Below are 18577 nucleotides of genomic sequence, written 5' to 3' on the forward strand. Positions count from 1 at the left end.
TTTTAGTAGAATGTAAACAGCGATTCTTTTGATAAATATTAATCAACAATCAGCGGCTAGGGATACGGGTTCAGAGAGTATTGAAAAACAATTAGTCAAAGGGTCTGCTTGGCTAACTTTTGGCAATTTATTCTCGCGCGTGCTCGGCGCTTTATATATCATCCCTTGGACGATTATCGTGGGTAAATATTCCACTGAGGCCAACGGCCTTTTTAATATGGGCTATACGATTTATGCCATGTTTTTAATGGTAGCAACTGCTGGGATTCCGACAGCAATTAGTAGCTTGATCGCCCATTATAATGCCATTCATGAAGCCCAAATTTCGATGAAACTATTATGGCAGGGGCTTAAAGTTGGCTTGCTGACCGGATTAGCATCGGCCGTGATCTTAGCTGTTTTCGCGCCTTTACTGGCTGCTGGTCATGCGTCCTTAACGCCGGTGCTTTGGTCTTTGGTACCGTCTGTCTTTATTTTTCCTATTTTATCGATGTTTCGCGGCTTCTTTCAAGGCAATCAGATGATGAAAGAGTCAGCGATCAGTCAGATTATCGAGCAGGTCGCAAGAATCGTTTATATGCTGGCCGGCACTTATATTGTTTTAAAAGCTAATTCGGTCAATTGGCATGGTGCAGTTATTCAATCGACCTTTGCCGCTTTTATTGGCGCTATCCTAGGGTTGGCTTATCTGCTTTACGCTTTTTCTGTTAATCGCAGTCGTTTTATGACGAATGCTAAAAAATCTCAACACAAAGTTCATGCCAATGCTAAAGAACTGGTCTATGGGATTTTAAAAAAAGCTGTGCCTTTTGTTATCGTTGCCTCGGCAGTGACTTTTTATCAATTAATTGACCAATATAGTTTTTTCTTGGCGATGGATCGCTTCTTTGCCTTCTCTGATCAGCAGCTGATCGTTCAGTTTGCCCGCTTTAATGCTAATGCAAATAAATTAGTTATGATCATTGTGCCGATCGCGATCGCGATCGCTGAGACAAGTTTGCCGATGCTGTCTAATGCTTATGCGAATCATGATTGGCCAAGTATTAGAAAACAGATCAAGAATATTTATCGTCTTTTTTTTGTTGCGATGTTTGTCAGCGCTTTTGGTTTATACGCTGTTGCTTTACCAATGTATACGGTTTTTTATGGTACTAGCGATCCTAATCTAACTGCTGGTGTTCAATTGCTTCAAATAAGTGCTATTGTCGCAATTTTCTATGGTTTCTTTACAGTATTATCTTTTATCGTTCAAGGACTCGGAAATGCTAGAATTGCCCTAAGATCGCTGGGTTACGGCATGCTGCTGAAAATCGTTTTCCAAGTGCCGATGATTTTTTTGCTGCAGGCTGAGGGTGCTATGCTGAGCACTTTGGTTGGCTTTTTGTTTAGTTGCTGGTATTTAGCTCATGACATTAGTCAAGACTACCAGGTTGCTGTTTCTGATACAAAAAATGATCTTTTGAAAACAAATTTAACTGCGATCGCAGTGCTGCTATCTGCTTGGGCTACGACACAGATATTAGAAAATTTTGTGCCTTTAACACGTCTTGCTCAGATCTTTGTTTTATTGGTAGCAGTTATCGTAGGTGCCTTCGTCGGTATTATTCTTTTGATGAAGTTCAATGTTGCCAATGATTTGTTAAGACGTTTTATACCGGCACGATTTTTAAAAGGAGCGAAAAATGATTGATTGGCAAAAAGAGGCAAAAAAAAATGAACCTGGCATAGTAGCCGATTTGAAAGCACTAATTTCAGTCAACTCAGTGCGCGATGACAGCCAGGCTAGCTCAGAGACACCATTAGGTCCTGGTCCACGTGATGGTTTGTTAAAATTTGCTGATTTGGCAAAGCGTGATCAATTTAAGTTTGTTAATTTAAAAAATATCGTTGGTTACTTGGAATATGCACCAGCGTCGGCGGATGACCAATATGTGGGTATTTTGGCTCATGTTGATGTGATGCCAGCTGGTGACGGATGGCAAACAGACCCTTTTACGGCTGTCATCAAGGATGGTAAAATCTTTGGTCGCGGCAGTTCCGATGATAAGGGTCCTGCTTTGGCTGGCTATTACGGCTTGAAGATCGTACGTGATCTAGCGTTGCCATTAAAACACAAAGTGCGCTTTATTTTGGGGAGTGACGAAGAGAATGATTGGACTGGTATGAATTACTACTTCAAAAATCAGCCAACGCCTTTGCTTGGTTTTTCTCCAGATGCTGATTTTCCAATTATCAACGGCGAAAAGGGTCTTTCTCAATATCAAATTCATTTCACTGGTAAAAATAATAGCAAGCTCAAATTAATAAATTTTCAATCAGGCTATCGGACGAACATGGTGCCAGGTAAGGCAGTTGCTGTGATTCAGGGCAGCGATGTCACGGAAGTTCATCACAAACTGTCCGATTATTTAGCTGCTAATGCTGCTATTTCTGCCACGATCACGCTTGATCAAGAACGATTAACGATTACTTTTAACGGTAAGCAGGCACATGGCGCATGGCCGGAACAAGGCGAGAATGCCGGTACTTATCTAGCAAATTTTTTAAGTGTCTTTCCCTTCTCGGGGAATGCTGCCAGTTTTCTGACCTACTTAGGCGGCATTGCCCATCAAGATCCAAAAGGGGTAAAACTGGGTTTGAGTTCTCACGATGATGTCATGGGGGACCTTTCGATGAATGTTGGTATCATGAATTTCACTGAGAATCAAGATAGCTTCATTGATATCAACACACGTTTTCCAAAAAGTACTAGTGATGACCAAATTTTAAAGCAATTAAATCTGAGTAAGCCATCAGGTATCGACTCAAAATTTGTCAATAAGGGATTCTCTCAAGCACCGCACTATGTCTCACCAAGTGATCCATTAGTTGAAACATTATTGACTATTTATCATGAGCAGACAGGCGCACCGGCACATGGTAAAGTGATTGGTGGTGGAACTTTTGGCCGCTTAATGACTCGAGGTGTCGGTTATGGCGCCTTATTTCCTGATGCAGAGGCGACAATGCATCAAGCCAACGAAAATTTTCGACTAGCGGATCTGACCAAAGCAACTTCGATTTATGCTCAGGCCATTTACGAAATAGCTAATTTAGATTAAGGAGCAGCACATGATTTTTGGAATTTTAAAAGCAGTTATCTTAGGCATTGTCGAGGGAATTACGGAATTTTTGCCGATCTCATCGACTGGGCATTTGATTATTATCGACCAATTCGTCAAAATTTCGCCCAGTCATGCTTTTACAACTACCTTTGAATATGTTATTCAGCTTGGCGCGATTATTGCGGTCGTCTTGCTATATTGGCGGCGTTTGTGGCCCTTTGGTAACGACAAAACGGAGAAACAGCGTTTTAACATTTGGTCAACTTGGGTAAAAGTTGTTGTTGGTGTGATTCCGTCAGTTGTTATTGGTTTCCTGCTGAATAATTGGATGGATCAGCATTTGACTAACTATTTAGTTGTGTCAATTGCTTTGATCGTTTATGGTATTGCATTTATTTTCATCGAAAATTATCAGAAAAACAGAAAACCGCGTGTTCGTTCGGTTAGTCATTTAACTTTAGCTGATGTTTTGAAAATTGGTTTCTTTCAGGTGCTTAGTATTGTTCCTGGCACGTCTCGCTCTGGTGCGACGATTCTTGGCGGCCTCACGATTGGTGTTAGCCGTGAAGCTGCTGCGGAATTTTCATTTTTCTTGTCGATTCCAACAATGCTAGGTGTTTCGGTTTTGAAAATTGGCGCTTATTTGCACAATTACGGTATGTTTAGCTTTGAACAAATTGTGATCTTGCTGGTTGGTATGTTAGTTTCGTTTTTGGTTGCTTATGTGGTTATTAAGTGGCTGCTGAAATTTATTGAAACACATGATTTTAAGGCTTTTGGCTGGTATCGTATTATTCTCGGAGCATTAGTTATTTTGATGGGTGCTCTAGGAGTCATTAAATAATTTTAAGTCCAATTTTTACAAATTATCTTCATTGAAAGAATTTGTAGTGTTTGGGTTTTTTATTTTGGTAAGGTAGTTGTATTATACAAACAAATGCAGCGGTTAAAAAAATACCTTTTCGGGTATTTTAATTAGGCAATACGCATATTCGATGAGCTACCATGGCCGCGCAATTCTGCAAGTTTGTCATCAACCATTGATAAAACGACTTTTTGATTTTCAGCATCTTCCAAATTCCAACGCTGCAAATCGATTCTCATTTTGGGAGATTCATCATAATTTTCAAACCATTGTTTATAAGCAGCCCACATTTTATGGTAATAGTCTCGTAGAGAGGGATTGTTGTCAAATTGTTCGTAGGGACGGGCACGTTTTTTAATACGATAAAGAATCGTTTCAAAGTCTGTATCGGCGTAAACCATTAAATCTGGTGCTTTTTTATTTAAGCCCTGCAATTCCGACATCATATTGTTTAAAAGCTCATTATAAACGGTCATTTCCTGATCCGAAATGTTGCCATCTAAATGATTTTGTTCAGTAAAAAGAGCATCTTCATAGATTGAGCGGTCCAAAACGTTATTATTGTCAGCTAATGCTGATTTAATCATGCTAAAGCGACGATTTAAGAAAAATATTTGCAATAGGAAACCATATTGCTTTGGATCAGAATAATACAGGGGGAGAACTGGATTATCTGTTACTGGTTCATAAAAAGGTTCTGTTCCTAAGTGCTCAGAAATCAGCTTAGTTAAAGTTGTTTTGCCGACGCCAATCATTCCCGCTGTTATTATCACCATATCTCCCCGCTTTCAATCTTTATCTTTAAATAACTTATCATCAAGGGGAACAGAAAAGGGTGGATAAGTCTGTGGATTTTTAAAAAAATAAGAATTGTTATATACAAAAAGCGCATTCTCAGCGCTTAAAAAATATTACAAAATTTTAATGATCGTTAAGCTTTGTTCGTAGACTGATTTGTTTTTTTAAGTTCATTACGAATTTCAGTCAGCAATTGAATTTCCTGACCAGATTCGACCTCTTCTTTTTTTTCATTCTTTTTAAAGAACTTATTAATCGCTTTAATGATCAAGAATATAACAAAACCGACCATGACAAAGTTAATAATTTCATTCAAAACAATACCGTATTTGAAAACAGCAGGACCGATCGAAAACTTAAGCGATGATAAATCGACGGCGCCAGCAAGCAAACTGATGATCGGCCCGATCAAATAGGTGACGATCGCTTTCACGATGCCAGTGAAAGCAGCTCCCATCACGACACCAACTGCCAAATCAATTGCGTTTCCCCGCATAATAAACTGTTTGAACTCATTTAACATTCTTTTTACCCCTAATTTAAAACTTTCTTGAAAATCATATCAAAAAAATGTCATATTTAGTCTTTTTTTTGCGATAATATAGAGGTTGCCAAAAACAGCATCATCTTTTGCCCCGATGGCGGAATTGGCAGACGCGCAGCGTTCAGGTCGCTGTGAGAGCAATCTCGTGCAGGTTCGACTCCTGTTCGGGGCATAATAGTATGATTTACCCGGTATATCAGAAACGTTGATATACCGGTTTTTTCTTACTCTCACAAGGCTTTAAGTGTTCTACAAAAATTTATTTATTCCGCCTTATTACACATGTTTCTATTTTTTGGGCTACAAAGCGGCTACAAATTGTTTAGTTTTTTCATAGCCTTGCTTTCTTCAGACAATCGTTTATTTGCTAACAAATGTGCATAAACAGATTCAGTAATTGCCACATTAGCATGGCCTAAGCGTTCACTTACATATTGAATCGAGATATCATCGGCCAATAATAGACTTGCATGGCTATGACGCAAGGCATGGAAAGTGACCTGTTTGATTTTTAATCGCTGCAGTAATAGTCTTAACGCTTTGTTTGCTGCATTGTTACTAATTTCAAATAAACGCTCGCCATCGTGCTGATAACTTCGATATTGCTCCCACCAGCTGTCTGGCATTGAGATAGTTCGTATTGAACTTTTGTTTTTTGTTTCTTTATCTTGGCCGGTAATTTCATCTACTGATTTGTTAATTGAAATTGTTCGCTTTACAGGGTCGATGTCGCTATCAATCAAAGCTCTCAGCTCGCTAAAACGTCCTCCACTCAATAGGGCGGTTGTAATAAGAAAATTCGTTAGGGACAACCTTTTTGACGTTTCTGACAGTATTTTGATGATGCTGGCCTTTTCTAAAAACTTTAAGTCAGGATCTTTGGATGGCCTAGTGTAAAAAATATTCAGTCGTTGCGTTGGATCTTCTTTGATTAAATGATCGGCATAGGCATCACGCAATGCACCTGCAATTTGTACTTTTCGTTTCGCCACCGTTTCCTTTGATCGATTTTGACCGAACTTATTTAAAAATGTTTGAAAATCTTTTCTAGTGAAATCGACAAGTGTTGCTGCTGGCATAAATTTCTTAATGTCATTTAACGTATTTTGATACTGCAAAATGGTTTTATTGGCTTTATCAGCCTTATATGTTTTAAACCAGCTTTCAAAGTAATCCGACAATAAACGATCGCTTGACGCAGTCGCTGATAGGCTAGTATTTTCAATTTCAGATGCCCATTTTTTGGCATCTTTTTTTAGTGCAAAGCCTGATTTTGTTTTACGCTTACGCAGACCATCTTGATAAAACGAAACATTAGCAGTCCAGGTTTTACCACGCTGATAAAAACTCGTCATATTTGCTCCTTATGATTAATCCAGCTGTATTAAAAATAACCATGACCCGATAAACCAAGCAACATCTTTTCCAAATACTTGGGCTAGTTTTTTCAGACTTGACAGTCTTGGAAGTATTTTGCCTTTTCGCCAGGCATAAAATGTTGCGGGAACAATGCCGATTTTTTTAATAATGTCAGCCATCTTAAGATCTGATTCCTGCAAGGCCTTGTTTAATTGAGAGGTGAAATGTTTTACTCTTTGGTTGTCGTTCATATTGGCTCCTTATGTACGCCACGGTAGGGTGGCTAATATAGCTATTTCAGAATTTTATTGTCTGGATCGACTAAATGATCTGAATCTGATTTGCTGATTTTATTCGTCTTCTTTTTCTTGTTGTAAAAGTAATACCAAACACCTAAAGCAATAATTGCAAAAAGCCACCAGAATTTGATTAAGAACAAAATTGCAAATAATAAAATTAATCCAACTAGAATAAATGGAAGAGCTTTGTTAAACCACTTAAAGGCTGACCATATTAAAAATATTGAAATGATAATGAATGCTGCCATATTATTCTTCTTTCTTTGACGTTTTTATTTGATTGATTTCATCTAGTACCTTGTTTAGCTTTTTGTCAATATCGGCATTCGAAATATCATCTTTAGTGAGCCAGCTGGCCAATGCCCCAGTGAAGTAGCCAACTAAGCCAATCCCGGTAAACATTAGAATAATATTGACAATTTTAGTCACCATTTTCGTGGCTGTAAAAGGTGATCCGCTGGTCGTTGCAACGCCTAAAGCCCATAACAAACCGTCTAGGAAGTTATCTCTTTGATAAAAAGCGAAGAGCAAACCTGAAATAATTAGAATAATGCCAGTGATAATAAAGGCAATATAGACTTTTGTTTCGATGAGAAAATCTTTGGTTTTATGTAGAAAACGTCCTGAAAAGGCGAACACCCGGACTATTCGTAAAATTCTGAATGCTGGGAATGCATTAAACGGAATGATTGAGATCAGTTCGATGATATGGTGCTTGACATAGCTTTTTTTATTTTTGGCTAGTTTGAATTCAAAGAAATAGTCAAAAACAAAAATGATCCAAATACCCCAGTCGACGAACATAAGTGGTGCTTTGGATGTGTCCATGAAGGCAAGCGGAATAGAGACAGCAGCAAGCAAATATAAAAAGATATTTAAGAGTTTCGTTTTCATTTTCTTTGGCGGATTAACGTGGCGCTGCACGTGCTGTGTATACTTACTACATAAAACAACCGATGACTATAACCCAAGCAACTGTTTCTTTTTTGTATCAAAATCGGCTTGAGTAATAATGCCGTCGTCCAAAAGCATTTTTAATTCTCTTAGATTATCTACTTGATTATTAGGCTGCACAGTTTTCTCAACCGTTGAATCAGACACAATACTATTAATTTTGTTTACCAAGAAATTAAGTTGTTTTTCTGATTCTCTATATGTAAATGAATCTGTTTTTGTTTCAGTTGAAATATATGAGATATGCTGAGTTGAATTATCTCTGAAAAAAATATCCAATGATAGTTCATTGATCACGCTGAATTTCTTTCCACCTGTTACTGCGCCGACAATAGCACCCGCTCCACCAAGCAAAGCTCCGCCAACTAACGCTCTTGTGATACCATGATGCTTTTTCTGTTCTGACCCATGAACAATCGGTTTGCAACCTGTTAAATCAGTGTATTGATAAATCTTATAGACTCGATTAAATAAACTTTTTTTGAGTAATATTTCTTTTTGCGAATCGCTAAAAATCAAGTTTCCAGCCACAACAGAACTATTGTTGTTAAACTCTTTTAAGATTGATTCGTAGCGAATCAGATCAGCTTCCTTATCTTTCTTTTTCTCATCTTTGATATTTTGAAAAAAACTTAATCCAACGGTGTTAATTTGTTCTTTCACATCTGCTGATGACATTTTCGAGGCTTGCTCGACGGCAGATATCGAGAATGTACTCAAGCCAAGTTTTTTACCACAATGTGAACACATTAAACCATCTGTAAGCTTAAAACGAGAATCGATTAATCCTATTGCATTACCACAAATAGCACAGTTCTTTGCCATTATTTTTCTCCCCGGATTAACGTGGCGTTGCACATTATTAATTAAAGTCCATCAATACTGTATAAGTATTTACCAACAATGATTACGGTAGGATCATCATCTTCAATTTGATCCATTGAATACTCGAACGGCTGAAAATCACGTAAATAACTATCCGGCTCAAACCGAATATGGTCGTCATATTTAAAAACGTGTTTTAGGGTTCCCTTGTAGCCATTAATAATAACTGCCAGAATATCGCCGTTAACATACTCATCGGTTTTATTGATAATAGCGATAGCGCCATTATGAACAACTTTATTCATAGATTCTCCGTCAATCCTTAAGGCCATGAGATTATCAATTCCATAGCGACTTATAATCTGAGGATCAATGGCAACTTTTCCATCAATATCCTGTTCAACACCATCTGGGGCTCCGGCAAAAATTCTTCCAAGGACCGGTAAATTTTGAGATGCATTTTCAATTTGAACGGAATTTTCAATTTCATCATCGCCATTTAATTCAGATAATTTGATATTGAATATATTAGATATTCTGATTGCAGCATCCATACGAGGTTTAGATCTGCCTTGTTCCCAAGACGCCACTGTGGGGCCGGCTTGATTGATTAATTTCCCAAATTGGGCTTGAGTTAGATGCTTACTATCACGTAGCTTTCTTATGTTTAACGCCATTTTGTTCATAGACAAATCATAGGCTCTTATGATTTAAAAGTAAAGATTTTCTTACGTTTATATTTTTTAGAATTAGTAAAATTGCATTTACATCATATTTAAACTATGATTTAATCATAGTAAGGAAGGAGATGATTATGATTTCAAACACAGCTTTATTCACCATAAAAGGTGCTAGATCAAGGGCCGGGAAGACTAAATCTGAAATATCTAAAGAGCTGGGGATTAGCCGTCCGACCTACGATAGCTATGAAAGCTACGCTGTTCCGATGAGATTTGATGTTGGAGAGCGTTTTGCAAAAGCGACCGGAATTTCTATTAATTCTATTTTATTTTGGACAAATACTATGAATAAATCATAGAAAGGACTCACATGGTAGCACGATTAAAACTTCCGCCTAATGAAAAGTACCTTGTTGGTGTCATTGAAGCAGCAGGACTGTTAAATAGAAATCCTGATTACTTTAACAAGAACATCAGATATTCAAGAGTATTTCTCAATATGGGCATTGAAAAACAAGGTGGTCAATTCTCAACAGAATTGCTAAAAAAATATTCAATCGAAATGAAGTGAAGGGAACAAAGAAGAATGACACTTTTATTAGAATTCATGGTCGGTTTCAGCTTCACATGCGCAGCTGGTGGACTAATTATATTTGCTGAACTCATGCGCCGAAATGGCAAAGGATCAATTTGGAAAGGACTTAAAAGTTTTTGGAACGGGTACTGATATATGACATTCATCATCAGACAAGCACATTTTCATCTTTATCTCAATGTCAAACACGAGTGGTCCGATTGGTCAGAACATGCTGAGTTCGATTTAGCAACAGCTGAAAAGCTATCAGCTGATCTGATTAAAAATCACGGCTACTGTGTGGCAATTACACCGACTGAAATGATCGAAAAAATCGAAGCAAAAGAACAAAACAGCAGAAACTTTCAATATGCCGTTATCTATGGCAGAAAAGTCCATGTGGAAAGGACAGCATGACAGAAACAATCAGCCCTTATGAACGATTAGAGCTACCAGATATCCAAAGTGCAGAAAAACTCTTGTATTTTCTCAAGAATAATCCGGAAATCTGGTTTACTGCTAATGAACTGGATAACATTTTAAATCTTGGCAAAGATTATCGGCGTAAGTTACGAAAATATGCGATTTATCTGATTCGAAAAGACCCGCATAACTTCATTACAAGTGGACAGCGTGGATATATCTATTCACTGAATCCTGACAATTTCACATCTGCTGCACGGCAGTTAAGTGCTAAAGCACACAACACAAAAGAGCACGCCGATATTGCCGGTATTCAGGAAAGACTATTAAAAAAGCTCTCAGTGTCCGCTGAGAGCAAGGAAATCCAAATCAACTAGAAAGGACAAATTAAGTATATGACAGAAATGCAAATATCCGCAAGTATCGAGCCGGTTTTGGATTATAAGCCGGCTGTAATCGAACTCAAAAATAGCGAACTGTTGACATCTTATGTCGATAAGCAGATTACCAAATATCAGGACTTATTGATTACTGATGAATCATTGACAGAAGCCAAAAAGAGCCGAGCCGATCTAAATAAATTAAATAAGGCTTTAGCAGCACAGCGGACTTCAATCAAAAAGGAAATTTTAAAACCGTTTGCGGAAGTAGAAAGCCTCCTAAAAGATTTAGAAAACAAGACGAAACAGGCTTCAAGTTCAATTGACCAGGGAGTAAAGGGCTTAGAAGACCGGCAACGTACTGAAAGGGAAACAGTCTTAGAAAATTATCTGCAAGATGTTATCCAAGGCTACCCGCACTTAGTTCTGACCGATTTCTCAATTCCGGAAGATTGGACGAACAAAACGAATTTCACCAAATCGTCCGGATTAGCCGTGAGCCTCACAAGAACCGTTGCCGAAACTTTCCGCAGTTTAGAAAGGCAGAAAGCTACCGAGGAATCAAATCTTGAGACTGTTCGAGCCTATGCAGATGCTAAGCAAGTCAATCCAGATCCGTATTTGAGAATGCTGACAGCAATGGATTATCAGCCAGCTGATATTATTCGAGCTATTAATTTGGACATCGACAACGCCAAGAAACAAGCCGAACAAGCCAAACTAGATGCCGAATTAAAGGCTGAAGAAGAAGCGTCTCACCAGCAAGTTATCAACGATGTCGTAGTTGATACAGACACAGGCGAACGTATCAAAAAAGTTGAAAAACCTGTGTTCTGGTACTACGGTCTGATCTTGACTAAAGACCAGAAAGAAAAGTTGGATAACTTCTTAATGATTAACCAAATAAAGCTGTTCGGTATCAAAGAAAAAGAATCATGGAAGAACAAATCATGACTGATAAAAGCATTTTTAAGCAATTGAGCGAGATAGATGTCAACGGACGTGTCGAGAAAAAGGACACAGGTAAAGTCACTTTATCCTACTTGTCTTGGACATGGGCTTGGTCAGAACTTCAAAAATATTTTCCAAGCGCTACTTATACGATTGAAAAATTCGAGAACAAACTGCCTTATGTTTATGACAACAAAACTGGATATATGGTTTTTACGTCAATCACGATTAATGATTTGACTCATGAAATGTGGCTACCAGTCATGGACGGAAATAATCGAGCCATGCTTGACCACGAATATCAAATCAAGTTTAAGTCTGGGAAATCAATTACTGTTGCATCAGCCACGATGTTCGATATCAATAAAGCAATTATGCGCTGCTTGGTCAAAAATATTGCGATGTTCGGACTTGGCATTTATATCTATGCCGGCGAAGACTTGCCAACTATCGAACCAGAGCTAGCAACTGAAAATCAGCTTGATACCATCGGTCGTTTGTTAAAAGAAGTTTCTGAATTGTCAGCCACTAACGAAGAAGTCATTAAACAATTTGTCTTTAAGCGGTTAGCAATTAAAGACTTGTCTCAAATTGATAGCAATAATTTTGGTTCGGCTTTGGAAATGATTAATGAGTTGAAAAAGAAAGCTCAAGAAAAGAAAGGAGACAAGAAATGATTAATCGAGTTGTACTAGTTGGCAGAGTAACTAAAGATATCGAACTGCGCTACACGGGTTCAGGTGATGCCGTTGGCTCATTCACATTAGCAGTTGAACGAAATTTCAAGAACAAAGCAGGTGATCGTGAAACAGATTTTGTTTCTTGCGTTATCTGGAGAAAACCAGCCGAAAACCTAGCCAATTTCACTGGCAAAGGCGCCATGCTGGGCATTGAAGGTAGACTGCAAACGCGCACTTATGACAACGACCAACAACTGAAAGTTTATGTGACCGAAATCGTGGTTGATAACTTTCAGTTGTTGGAAACGCGGGCTGAAAGTGAAGCAAGAAGAACTAGCAATGGCAGCAGCCAACAACCAGTTGACAACCACGGAACTGGCACGAATGTCAATAACAGTGTGAGGAATCAAAAACCAAATGTTGAGATTGATGATTCAGATTTGCCATTTTAGAAAGGAGACTGAATGGCAGAAAGAAGAATGTTTAGCAAGAAAATTACTGATACGGATGTTTTCTTGTCTATGCCGCTTTCAACTCAAGCTCTTTACTTCCATATGAACATGCATGCTGATGATGACGGATTCGTTGATAGCGTACTTTCAATTCAAAGAATGATTGGCGCAAATGATGATGACTTAAAAATATTAATCGCTAAACAATTTGTGTTCAGATTCCAAAGCGGAGTCGTTCTCATAAGGGATTGGAAAATTCACAACTACATTGCCAAAGATCGTTATCACAAAACACTTCATCAAGGGGAATTTAATAAATTATCGACTGACGATTCTGGTATGTATACAGAATGTATACAACCTGTCGACGTAGGTAAGGTTAGGTTAGGTAAGGATAGTCAAGAAGATGTTAGTGGAGTTAGTACGAAGAATGAGATTGATATTGAGAATGTTCTTACTTATTTAAATGAGAAGACTGGTAAGAAATTTAAGAGTTCAAGCAGTAAGAATATTTCATTAATTAAGTCTTTGTTTAAAGAAGGATATCAATTAAAGGACTTTAAGAAAGTGATTGATTTAAAAGTTAGTGATTGGTTGGAAGATACAAAAATGAATGAGTATTTAAGACCTAGCACTTTATTTAATAAAACACATTTTGAAGAATATATTAATAAGATTCCTCAAGGACATGTTTTGAACTTAAACCATATACCAACTGCTGAAGAACTTAAGGGTAAAGGACAGTGGGCATGAGAGAAGAGAATTCCGCTAGAGAAGAGAGCGGCTTAATCGAAGGATTAACACCAAAAAATTTTAATCAGCTGTATTGTTCGTGGACAGCGTATCAAGATCGCATTTATGACTTAACAACAGCCTTAGCTGCCATTTATGATCCAGAACGACTATTCACAAGAAATGTGATTGCCAAGATAAAACTACTAAAGAAGTTTCAAGAAGCGAATGAGTTAAGTTCTGATCGGCGTTTAAAGATTATGATGAGCCGCTCAAAGATTAATCGCTCTGACGAACAAGCCAAACAGATTATCAGTTCAATTGTTGACTTGATGACGCATATATTGGTTCACCCTAAAGACCAATTAGGTGATTATCGAAAACTTGTCCCAAACTTTGATGAACTTGTGCAAGTACCGTTTGGAAGAGAACCAGTGAATAAAGATTTATTAGCCCAGCGTGCGTATAGGGCGTATCTGGATGATCAAATTTCAGAAAGCGACTTTATCGCATTTATGAACAGAAAAGATATGAAAGGAGCGAAATATGACAGAAAATCCTGAACAGTTATTAGCGGCATCCGTACTAATGAGTTCTGACCCAGAAGATATATATCTACAGATCCAGTCAGGACTCAAACATGGCGATTTAGTCGATGATCAAGCTATTAAGGCTTTCAAGATCATCAAGCATAATTTTGATTTAAGCCTTGGCATTGACGGCGTTTCTATTTTGCAGACAACCAAAGATGTTGACTTGATTAATCATTTGACTGATTTGCCAGTTAACCCAAAACGTGTCTCTGATTATTTAAAATCAGTTAAAAAACAGGCGTTTGCAAGACGCTTAGAACAGGGCATTAATGTTGCTAAAAGCGCTTTAGAAAATGGCGCTGATTCAAAATCAGTCATGCAGAACTTGAATCAGATTATGGCAACTTATAACGAATCTGAATCCAGCATTAAATCTTTGCACACGGCTTTGGACAGTACACTAAGTCAAATACAAGATCGTTTCAATAATCCAGGCAAACAAATTGGCTTGTCTACAGGATTTAAGACAATCGACAAAATGATTTTGGGTTTACAGCCTGGCGAACTGACGATTATTGCAGCCAGACCATCAGTTGGAAAAACAGCGTTGGCTTTAAACATGCTGCGAGGTGCTTCTAAGTCCACTGACTTACCAATTTTATTGTTCAGTCTTGAAATGAGTGATGATTCCTTAAACTTGCGTTTACTGGCATCTGTCTCAAATGTTGACCTTTGGAAAATCAAAACAGGTCATATGACCAAAGATGAACTGAAAAATGTGCTAGTTGCAAGAGATATTTTAGCTAAGCGAAATATTTATCTTGATGATGAATCGCTACAGTCAATTGATGATATCCAAGCCAAAGTCTTCAGTTTTCAAAGAAAGCACGGGCAAATTGGTTTAGTGATGGTTGATTACCTCGGACTCATAGACACAAAAGAGAACAAGAATTCCAATCGTGTCAACGAAGTTTCAAAAATTAGTCGTGGCTTAAAAGTCATGGCAGGAGACCTAAAAGCGCCTGTGGTTGCCTTAAGTCAATTAAGCAGGTCAGTTGAATCCAGAAGTGATAAACGTCCGATGCTGTCTGATTTACGTGATTCAGGGTCAATCGAGCAAGATGCTGATATGGTGGCGTTTTTATACCGAGATGATTACTACAAAAATCAGCCCAACGAGCAAGATCCCAAAGAAGTCACAACCGAATTCATTATCGCCAAAAACAGAAATGGCGAGCGTGGAACAGTTTATCTCATCTTTAGCAAAGAAAAGCAGCGCTTTTTGGAGCGAACTGCATGAGGTTGGAAAAACAAATAGCTGAACTTCAAACACTAGTAAATGGCTACAAGTTTGATCTGCAGTTTGAGATGAGCTATCAGCGGCACAAGTATATCGAAAGTCTGATTAGTAGTACGGAAGCTAAGGTTGAACAGCTAAAAGGAAGGCAGAGAAAATGACACCAATAGTTGATATATGTTGTGGATCACGAATGTTCTGGTTTGATAAACAAAATTCTATCGCCACTTTCGTTGATAAGCGTATTGACTTTGAAAAGTTGCCAACAGGTCATGTGATTAATGTTGATCCAGACGTACAAGCAGATTTTACTAAGGGCTTGCCATTCCATGAAAATACATTTTATCTAGCAGTTTTCGACCCACCGCATTTAATTCATGCAGGCAAAAATAGTTGGCTTGCTAAAAAGTACGGAACACTCGATGCAGATAATTGGCCAGAAATTATTAGAGAGGGATTTGATGAGGCGATGAGAGTGCTAAAGCCATATGGCACGTTGATATTCAAATGGAACGATAGTCAGATTCCTTTACCAGATTTATTAAAGCAAATTCCATACCAACCATTGTTTGGCCAAAAACGTAGTCAGACACATTGGCTAGTATTTATGAAAGGAGCGGATATTGTTTCAAAAGACTTATGACATTAAAGCTGTTCCTGCTGCCAGACCTAGAGTTGGCAAGCGTGTCATGTATCCTAAGACATACGCAAAATTTCGTCAAGATTGGGCCATATATACGCATTCAGATTGGCAAGCTATTTATGCTGAGACCAAGGATGCCAGGGAGTATGAGTTCAGTTATGAAGCCTGGTTCAAATTGCACCCTAAAGCAGATATCGACAATGTCTTTAAAGCTTTAACAGATACGCTGGTCAAAGCAAAAGTCGTTCCTGATGATAATTTAATTACCAAGTCGACGATTACAAAGCATTTCAATTCAGGCAAAGAACAAGTCAGAATCGTTATCAACAAAATCAAATGAAAGGAGTACCGATGGAACAGACAAGTTTGCTCGCCGAACTAGATGAGAAAGCCACGATTGAAAATGTTCGTTCTTTCTTTAAAGCCGTGCATAATCGTCCCAGCAAGTTCGAGCGTCTGGTCACTCAGGCAGGCTCTTCAACCGATGATCTCAAGTCTTCCGTTTGGTCGGACATGCCTAAGTCGCCATCAGCTGGTAATTCACAAGAAAACAAGCTGGCCAGGCGTTTGGAAGCACAAAGCAAACTTGATGCCTGTGTGAATGCGATTAGAGCCATGCCATTGAAATATCGGCGTCTGTTTATCAGCTACTACATTGATAATATTTATCATGAGCGCTTGTGGAGTGATATTGCTGAGATGCACCACTTAAGCCGGACGGAAGCTAATGAGCATATGAATAAGGCACTATATTACTTTGCAGATGGCTATCTTGGGGACGATGATTTCCATGTCTATTCTAAAAAAGCTTACAAACATAGTACAAACGCAGAACTTATGTAGGTCAAATATTTTGTATATTGATAGAGTCGAAGGATTAAAGATAAGGCCAGCCGTGTGCTGGTTTTTATTTTGATTGAGACGGCGGTAATATTAAAAGTGATTTATGTATCTTTTTTGACTAAAAAATATATGATTGAAGCATAGAAATAATTTTATAGTTGAAAGCTGTTGTTGTTATGAGAACAAATGACATTTTAAGAGTCCAAAATTTTTCCGAGATAGATTTGAATGATCATTTTTTTGATAGTTTGAAAGATAATTATGACGATTTTAGAGATTGGTTTGGCAGAAAGCAGGAGAGTGGAGCTTCTGCCTATATAGCACGTGACAACAATGGCCGAGTAACGGCTTTTTTATATTTAAAATTAGAAGATGACTTAGATACTAGCTTTGACCCTTTCTTAGCGGGACGAAGAATAAAAATTGGCACGTTTAAGGTCGATCCCTCTCACAGAGGGACCGGTTTAGGGAAAAGGCTTTTAGCAATTGCGTTGAGACGCTTTGTGGAAGATAGTGAGAATCTTGGATTTATTTACGTTACACTTTATGAGCGAGTTGCTCGAGATATCGACGATCTTGAAAAAACGCTTCTAAGATTTGGTTTTTTCAAAGCAGGCAATAAGGGAAACGAAGTAGTGCTGGAAAAATTTAAGCCAGACAATGGGAAGTACGATATTGTGAGTGGATTCCCATTTGTTAAAACTGATTTAGCATCTAAGTATTTACTACCAATTGCTCCCGAATATCATAAAAGAATGTTTAGTGAATCCAGGCTGGCGACGGAAAGGTCTTTGACTCCTGCGGACAATACCCCTTTCAACAATGTCGAAAAGATTTATTTGTCTGGAAATTCTAATGCAATAAATCTTCACAGAAACGATTTAGTGGTTGTCTATAGAATGACTGATATCCAAGGATCTGCATATTTTAGATCGGTTGTTTCTACAGTTGGAACGGTTGAAGAAATAACAAACATATCAGATTTTGATAATTATGATATGTTTGTCAGTTACTTAAAAGGACAATCTATTTTTGCGGATTCGGAATTGGAGAATCTTTGGCATTCTCAAAGATATCCTTGGGTAATTCGTTTCCTTTATAATTTCTCTTTCAAAAAATATCCTACAAGACAGATGCTAATTGACAATAATGTGATTGATACAGAAAGAAGAATAGGGATAGATCGCTTATCAGATACACAATTTGATAGGATACTCGAATTAGGTGATGTTAGTGAAAATTATTTTGTCAATTAAACCAGAATATGCAAATAAGATATTTAACGGTACAAAAAAATTTGAATATCGAAAAGTTATTTTTTCTAGAATGGATGTTGATTCTGTCATTGTCTACTCAACGATGCCAGAGGGACTGGTTATTGGAGAGTTTAAAATAGAAAATGTTTTAAAAGGATCACCTTCAGAGATTTGGGACACAACCAAAGAATCTGCTGGAATATCTCAAAAGAATTTTTTCAACTATTTTCTTGAGAAGAAAAATGCTTATGCGATCAAAATATCTCAGGCAATCAAATACAGTTCCCCTAAAACATTGAAAGACATCAATAAGAACATAAAAAATGCTCCACAATCTTTTGTCTATGTGAAGTAAAAAACACGCATGTTGATACAGGCACAGATA

General features: G+C 37.9%; 26 protein-coding genes and 1 tRNA gene. 19 read left to right on the forward strand and 8 right to left on the reverse strand.

Going from position 1 to position 18577, the window contains the following annotated elements; all coding sequences use genetic code 11:
- Positions 1–28: 28 nt before the first annotated feature.
- Genes DLJ48_RS06580 through DLJ48_RS06590 form a run of 3 tightly spaced genes read left to right on the forward strand, consistent with a single transcriptional unit; the run spans position 29 to position 3948 of the window.
- Positions 29–1690, forward strand: coding sequence for a putative polysaccharide biosynthesis protein (locus tag DLJ48_RS06580; protein ID WP_128686690.1), 1662 nt, complete (start codon positions 29–31; stop codon positions 1688–1690).
- Complete coding sequence (gene pepV / locus DLJ48_RS06585; RefSeq protein ID WP_128686691.1) at positions 1683–3101, forward strand: dipeptidase PepV; 1419 nt, start codon at positions 1683–1685, stop codon at positions 3099–3101. The genes DLJ48_RS06580 and pepV overlap by 8 nt, the downstream gene beginning before the upstream one ends.
- Before the next feature lie 10 nt (positions 3102–3111).
- The gene (locus DLJ48_RS06590; RefSeq protein WP_128686692.1) at positions 3112–3948 is read left to right on the forward strand and encodes an undecaprenyl-diphosphate phosphatase; all 837 of its coding nucleotides are present in this window, start codon (positions 3112–3114) and stop codon (positions 3946–3948) included.
- A gap of 131 nt (positions 3949–4079) precedes the next feature.
- Here DLJ48_RS06590 and DLJ48_RS06595 read toward each other — a convergent pair whose 3' ends face one another.
- Positions 4080–4745 (reverse strand): deoxynucleoside kinase, encoded by a 666-nt coding sequence (locus DLJ48_RS06595; protein WP_128686693.1) that lies wholly within the window; start codon positions 4743–4745, stop codon positions 4080–4082.
- 155 nt (positions 4746–4900) lie between these two features.
- On the reverse strand, positions 4901–5290 hold the full coding sequence (mscL, locus tag DLJ48_RS06600) for a large-conductance mechanosensitive channel protein MscL (protein ID WP_128686694.1): 390 nt from the start codon (positions 5288–5290) through the stop codon (positions 4901–4903).
- A gap of 109 nt (positions 5291–5399) precedes the next feature.
- Between mscL and DLJ48_RS06605 the strand changes: the two genes are divergently transcribed.
- Positions 5400–5483: transfer RNA gene (locus tag DLJ48_RS06605), tRNA-Leu, on the forward strand.
- A gap of 139 nt (positions 5484–5622) precedes the next feature.
- On the opposite strand, the gene DLJ48_RS06610 is transcribed toward DLJ48_RS06605, so the two are convergent.
- From DLJ48_RS06610 to DLJ48_RS06635, 6 genes are all read right to left on the reverse strand, one after another.
- A complete protein-coding gene (locus DLJ48_RS06610; protein ID WP_128686695.1) occupies positions 5623–6666 on the reverse strand; it encodes a site-specific integrase in 1044 nt (347 codons plus the stop codon).
- A gap of 15 nt (positions 6667–6681) precedes the next feature.
- Positions 6682–6921: a helix-turn-helix domain-containing protein gene (locus DLJ48_RS06615; protein ID WP_128686696.1), complete on the reverse strand. Its 240-nt coding sequence runs from the start codon at positions 6919–6921 to the stop codon at positions 6682–6684.
- A 41-nt stretch (positions 6922–6962) separates the two neighbouring features.
- The gene (locus DLJ48_RS06620; RefSeq protein ID WP_128686697.1) at positions 6963–7217 is read right to left on the reverse strand and encodes a hypothetical protein; all 255 of its coding nucleotides are present in this window, start codon (positions 7215–7217) and stop codon (positions 6963–6965) included.
- Between the two features lies 1 nt (position 7218).
- Entirely contained in the window at positions 7219–7863 is a 645-nt protein-coding gene (locus DLJ48_RS06625; protein WP_128686698.1) for an ion channel, read from the reverse strand.
- Between the two features lie 66 nt (positions 7864–7929).
- A complete protein-coding gene (locus tag DLJ48_RS06630) occupies positions 7930–8748 on the reverse strand; it encodes a DUF4428 domain-containing protein (protein WP_161566117.1) in 819 nt (272 codons plus the stop codon).
- Positions 8749–8789: 41 nt separating this feature from the next.
- Complete coding sequence (locus DLJ48_RS06635; protein WP_128686699.1) at positions 8790–9434, reverse strand: S24 family peptidase; 645 nt, start codon at positions 9432–9434, stop codon at positions 8790–8792.
- A 128-nt stretch (positions 9435–9562) separates the two neighbouring features.
- Between DLJ48_RS06635 and DLJ48_RS06640 the strand changes: the two genes are divergently transcribed.
- The 15 genes from DLJ48_RS06640 to DLJ48_RS06710 all read left to right on the forward strand — a co-directional run bounded on the left by DLJ48_RS06640 (position 9563) and on the right by DLJ48_RS06710 (position 18547).
- The gene (locus DLJ48_RS06640; RefSeq protein WP_128686700.1) at positions 9563–9787 is read left to right on the forward strand and encodes a helix-turn-helix domain-containing protein; all 225 of its coding nucleotides are present in this window, start codon (positions 9563–9565) and stop codon (positions 9785–9787) included.
- 11 nt (positions 9788–9798) lie between these two features.
- A complete protein-coding gene (locus DLJ48_RS06645) occupies positions 9799–9999 on the forward strand; it encodes a hypothetical protein (protein ID WP_128686701.1) in 201 nt (66 codons plus the stop codon).
- A 159-nt stretch (positions 10000–10158) separates the two neighbouring features.
- A complete protein-coding gene (locus DLJ48_RS06650) occupies positions 10159–10419 on the forward strand; it encodes a hypothetical protein (protein ID WP_128686702.1) in 261 nt (86 codons plus the stop codon).
- Positions 10416–10802: a hypothetical protein gene (locus DLJ48_RS06655; RefSeq protein WP_128686703.1), complete on the forward strand. Its 387-nt coding sequence runs from the start codon at positions 10416–10418 to the stop codon at positions 10800–10802. The genes DLJ48_RS06650 and DLJ48_RS06655 overlap by 4 nt, the downstream gene beginning before the upstream one ends.
- Before the next feature lie 18 nt (positions 10803–10820).
- The gene (locus DLJ48_RS06660; protein ID WP_128686704.1) at positions 10821–11759 is read left to right on the forward strand and encodes a DUF1351 domain-containing protein; all 939 of its coding nucleotides are present in this window, start codon (positions 10821–10823) and stop codon (positions 11757–11759) included.
- Positions 11756–12433 (forward strand): Sak single strand annealing protein, encoded by a 678-nt coding sequence (locus DLJ48_RS06665; protein WP_128686705.1) that lies wholly within the window; start codon positions 11756–11758, stop codon positions 12431–12433. Before DLJ48_RS06660 ends, DLJ48_RS06665 begins: the two co-directional genes overlap by 4 nt.
- Positions 12430–12888, forward strand: coding sequence for a single-stranded DNA-binding protein (gene ssb, locus DLJ48_RS06670; RefSeq protein ID WP_128686706.1), 459 nt, complete (start codon positions 12430–12432; stop codon positions 12886–12888). Before DLJ48_RS06665 ends, ssb begins: the two co-directional genes overlap by 4 nt.
- Before the next feature lie 12 nt (positions 12889–12900).
- A complete protein-coding gene (locus DLJ48_RS06675; RefSeq protein WP_128686707.1) occupies positions 12901–13641 on the forward strand; it encodes a conserved phage C-terminal domain-containing protein in 741 nt (246 codons plus the stop codon).
- Entirely contained in the window at positions 13638–14183 is a 546-nt protein-coding gene (locus DLJ48_RS06680) for a hypothetical protein (RefSeq protein ID WP_128686708.1), read from the forward strand. Before DLJ48_RS06675 ends, DLJ48_RS06680 begins: the two co-directional genes overlap by 4 nt.
- The gene (locus DLJ48_RS06685; RefSeq protein WP_128686709.1) at positions 14167–15453 is read left to right on the forward strand and encodes a replicative DNA helicase; all 1287 of its coding nucleotides are present in this window, start codon (positions 14167–14169) and stop codon (positions 15451–15453) included. Before DLJ48_RS06680 ends, DLJ48_RS06685 begins: the two co-directional genes overlap by 17 nt.
- Positions 15454–15607: 154 nt before the next feature.
- A complete protein-coding gene (locus DLJ48_RS06690) occupies positions 15608–16093 on the forward strand; it encodes an SAM-dependent methyltransferase (RefSeq protein ID WP_128686710.1) in 486 nt (161 codons plus the stop codon).
- The gene (locus tag DLJ48_RS06695) at positions 16074–16433 is read left to right on the forward strand and encodes a RusA family crossover junction endodeoxyribonuclease (RefSeq protein ID WP_243148542.1); all 360 of its coding nucleotides are present in this window, start codon (positions 16074–16076) and stop codon (positions 16431–16433) included. Before DLJ48_RS06690 ends, DLJ48_RS06695 begins: the two co-directional genes overlap by 20 nt.
- Before the next feature lie 11 nt (positions 16434–16444).
- Complete coding sequence (locus DLJ48_RS06700) at positions 16445–16936, forward strand: ArpU family phage packaging/lysis transcriptional regulator (RefSeq protein WP_128686712.1); 492 nt, start codon at positions 16445–16447, stop codon at positions 16934–16936.
- Positions 16937–17094: 158 nt separating this feature from the next.
- Positions 17095–18192 (forward strand): GNAT family N-acetyltransferase, encoded by a 1098-nt coding sequence (locus tag DLJ48_RS06705; RefSeq protein WP_128686713.1) that lies wholly within the window; start codon positions 17095–17097, stop codon positions 18190–18192.
- Positions 18170–18547 (forward strand): ASCH domain-containing protein, encoded by a 378-nt coding sequence (locus DLJ48_RS06710; RefSeq protein ID WP_128686714.1) that lies wholly within the window; start codon positions 18170–18172, stop codon positions 18545–18547. The genes DLJ48_RS06705 and DLJ48_RS06710 overlap by 23 nt, the downstream gene beginning before the upstream one ends.
- The last annotated feature ends 30 nt before the right edge of the window (positions 18548–18577 follow it).

Origin of the sequence: Oenococcus sicerae (assembly GCF_004102045.2) — a bacterium.
GTDB classification, from domain to species: domain Bacteria; phylum Bacillota; class Bacilli; order Lactobacillales; family Lactobacillaceae; genus Oenococcus; species Oenococcus sicerae.

Coding starts and splice junctions, on each gene's coding strand:
- DLJ48_RS06655 (WP_128686703.1), top strand. CDS start 10,416: ATGACAGAAACAATCAGCCCTTATGAACGATTAGAGCTACCAGATATC.
- DLJ48_RS06675 (WP_128686707.1), top strand. CDS start 12,901: ATGGCAGAAAGAAGAATGTTTAGCAAGAAAATTACTGATACGGATGTT.
- DLJ48_RS06640 (WP_128686700.1), top strand. CDS start 9,563: ATGATTTCAAACACAGCTTTATTCACCATAAAAGGTGCTAGATCAAGG.
- mscL (WP_128686694.1), bottom strand. CDS start 5,290: ATGTTAAATGAGTTCAAACAGTTTATTATGCGGGGAAACGCAATTGAT.
- ssb (WP_128686706.1), top strand. CDS start 12,430: ATGATTAATCGAGTTGTACTAGTTGGCAGAGTAACTAAAGATATCGAA.
- DLJ48_RS06690 (WP_128686710.1), top strand. CDS start 15,608: ATGACACCAATAGTTGATATATGTTGTGGATCACGAATGTTCTGGTTT.
- DLJ48_RS06645 (WP_128686701.1), top strand. CDS start 9,799: ATGGTAGCACGATTAAAACTTCCGCCTAATGAAAAGTACCTTGTTGGT.
- DLJ48_RS06685 (WP_128686709.1), top strand. CDS start 14,167: ATGACAGAAAATCCTGAACAGTTATTAGCGGCATCCGTACTAATGAGT.
- DLJ48_RS06650 (WP_128686702.1), top strand. CDS start 10,159: ATGACATTCATCATCAGACAAGCACATTTTCATCTTTATCTCAATGTC.
- DLJ48_RS06590 (WP_128686692.1), top strand. CDS start 3,112: ATGATTTTTGGAATTTTAAAAGCAGTTATCTTAGGCATTGTCGAGGGA.
- pepV (WP_128686691.1), top strand. CDS start 1,683: ATGATTGATTGGCAAAAAGAGGCAAAAAAAAATGAACCTGGCATAGTA.
- DLJ48_RS06610 (WP_128686695.1), bottom strand. CDS start 6,666: ATGACGAGTTTTTATCAGCGTGGTAAAACCTGGACTGCTAATGTTTCG.
- DLJ48_RS06660 (WP_128686704.1), top strand. CDS start 10,821: ATGACAGAAATGCAAATATCCGCAAGTATCGAGCCGGTTTTGGATTAT.
- DLJ48_RS06615 (WP_128686696.1), bottom strand. CDS start 6,921: ATGAACGACAACCAAAGAGTAAAACATTTCACCTCTCAATTAAACAAG.
- DLJ48_RS06700 (WP_128686712.1), top strand. CDS start 16,445: ATGGAACAGACAAGTTTGCTCGCCGAACTAGATGAGAAAGCCACGATT.
- DLJ48_RS06665 (WP_128686705.1), top strand. CDS start 11,756: ATGACTGATAAAAGCATTTTTAAGCAATTGAGCGAGATAGATGTCAAC.
- DLJ48_RS06680 (WP_128686708.1), top strand. CDS start 13,638: ATGAGAGAAGAGAATTCCGCTAGAGAAGAGAGCGGCTTAATCGAAGGA.
- DLJ48_RS06625 (WP_128686698.1), bottom strand. CDS start 7,863: ATGAAAACGAAACTCTTAAATATCTTTTTATATTTGCTTGCTGCTGTC.
- DLJ48_RS06595 (WP_128686693.1), bottom strand. CDS start 4,745: ATGGTGATAATAACAGCGGGAATGATTGGCGTCGGCAAAACAACTTTA.
- DLJ48_RS06630 (WP_161566117.1), bottom strand. CDS start 8,748: ATGGCAAAGAACTGTGCTATTTGTGGTAATGCAATAGGATTAATCGAT.
- DLJ48_RS06620 (WP_128686697.1), bottom strand. CDS start 7,217: ATGGCAGCATTCATTATCATTTCAATATTTTTAATATGGTCAGCCTTT.
- DLJ48_RS06635 (WP_128686699.1), bottom strand. CDS start 9,434: ATGAACAAAATGGCGTTAAACATAAGAAAGCTACGTGATAGTAAGCAT.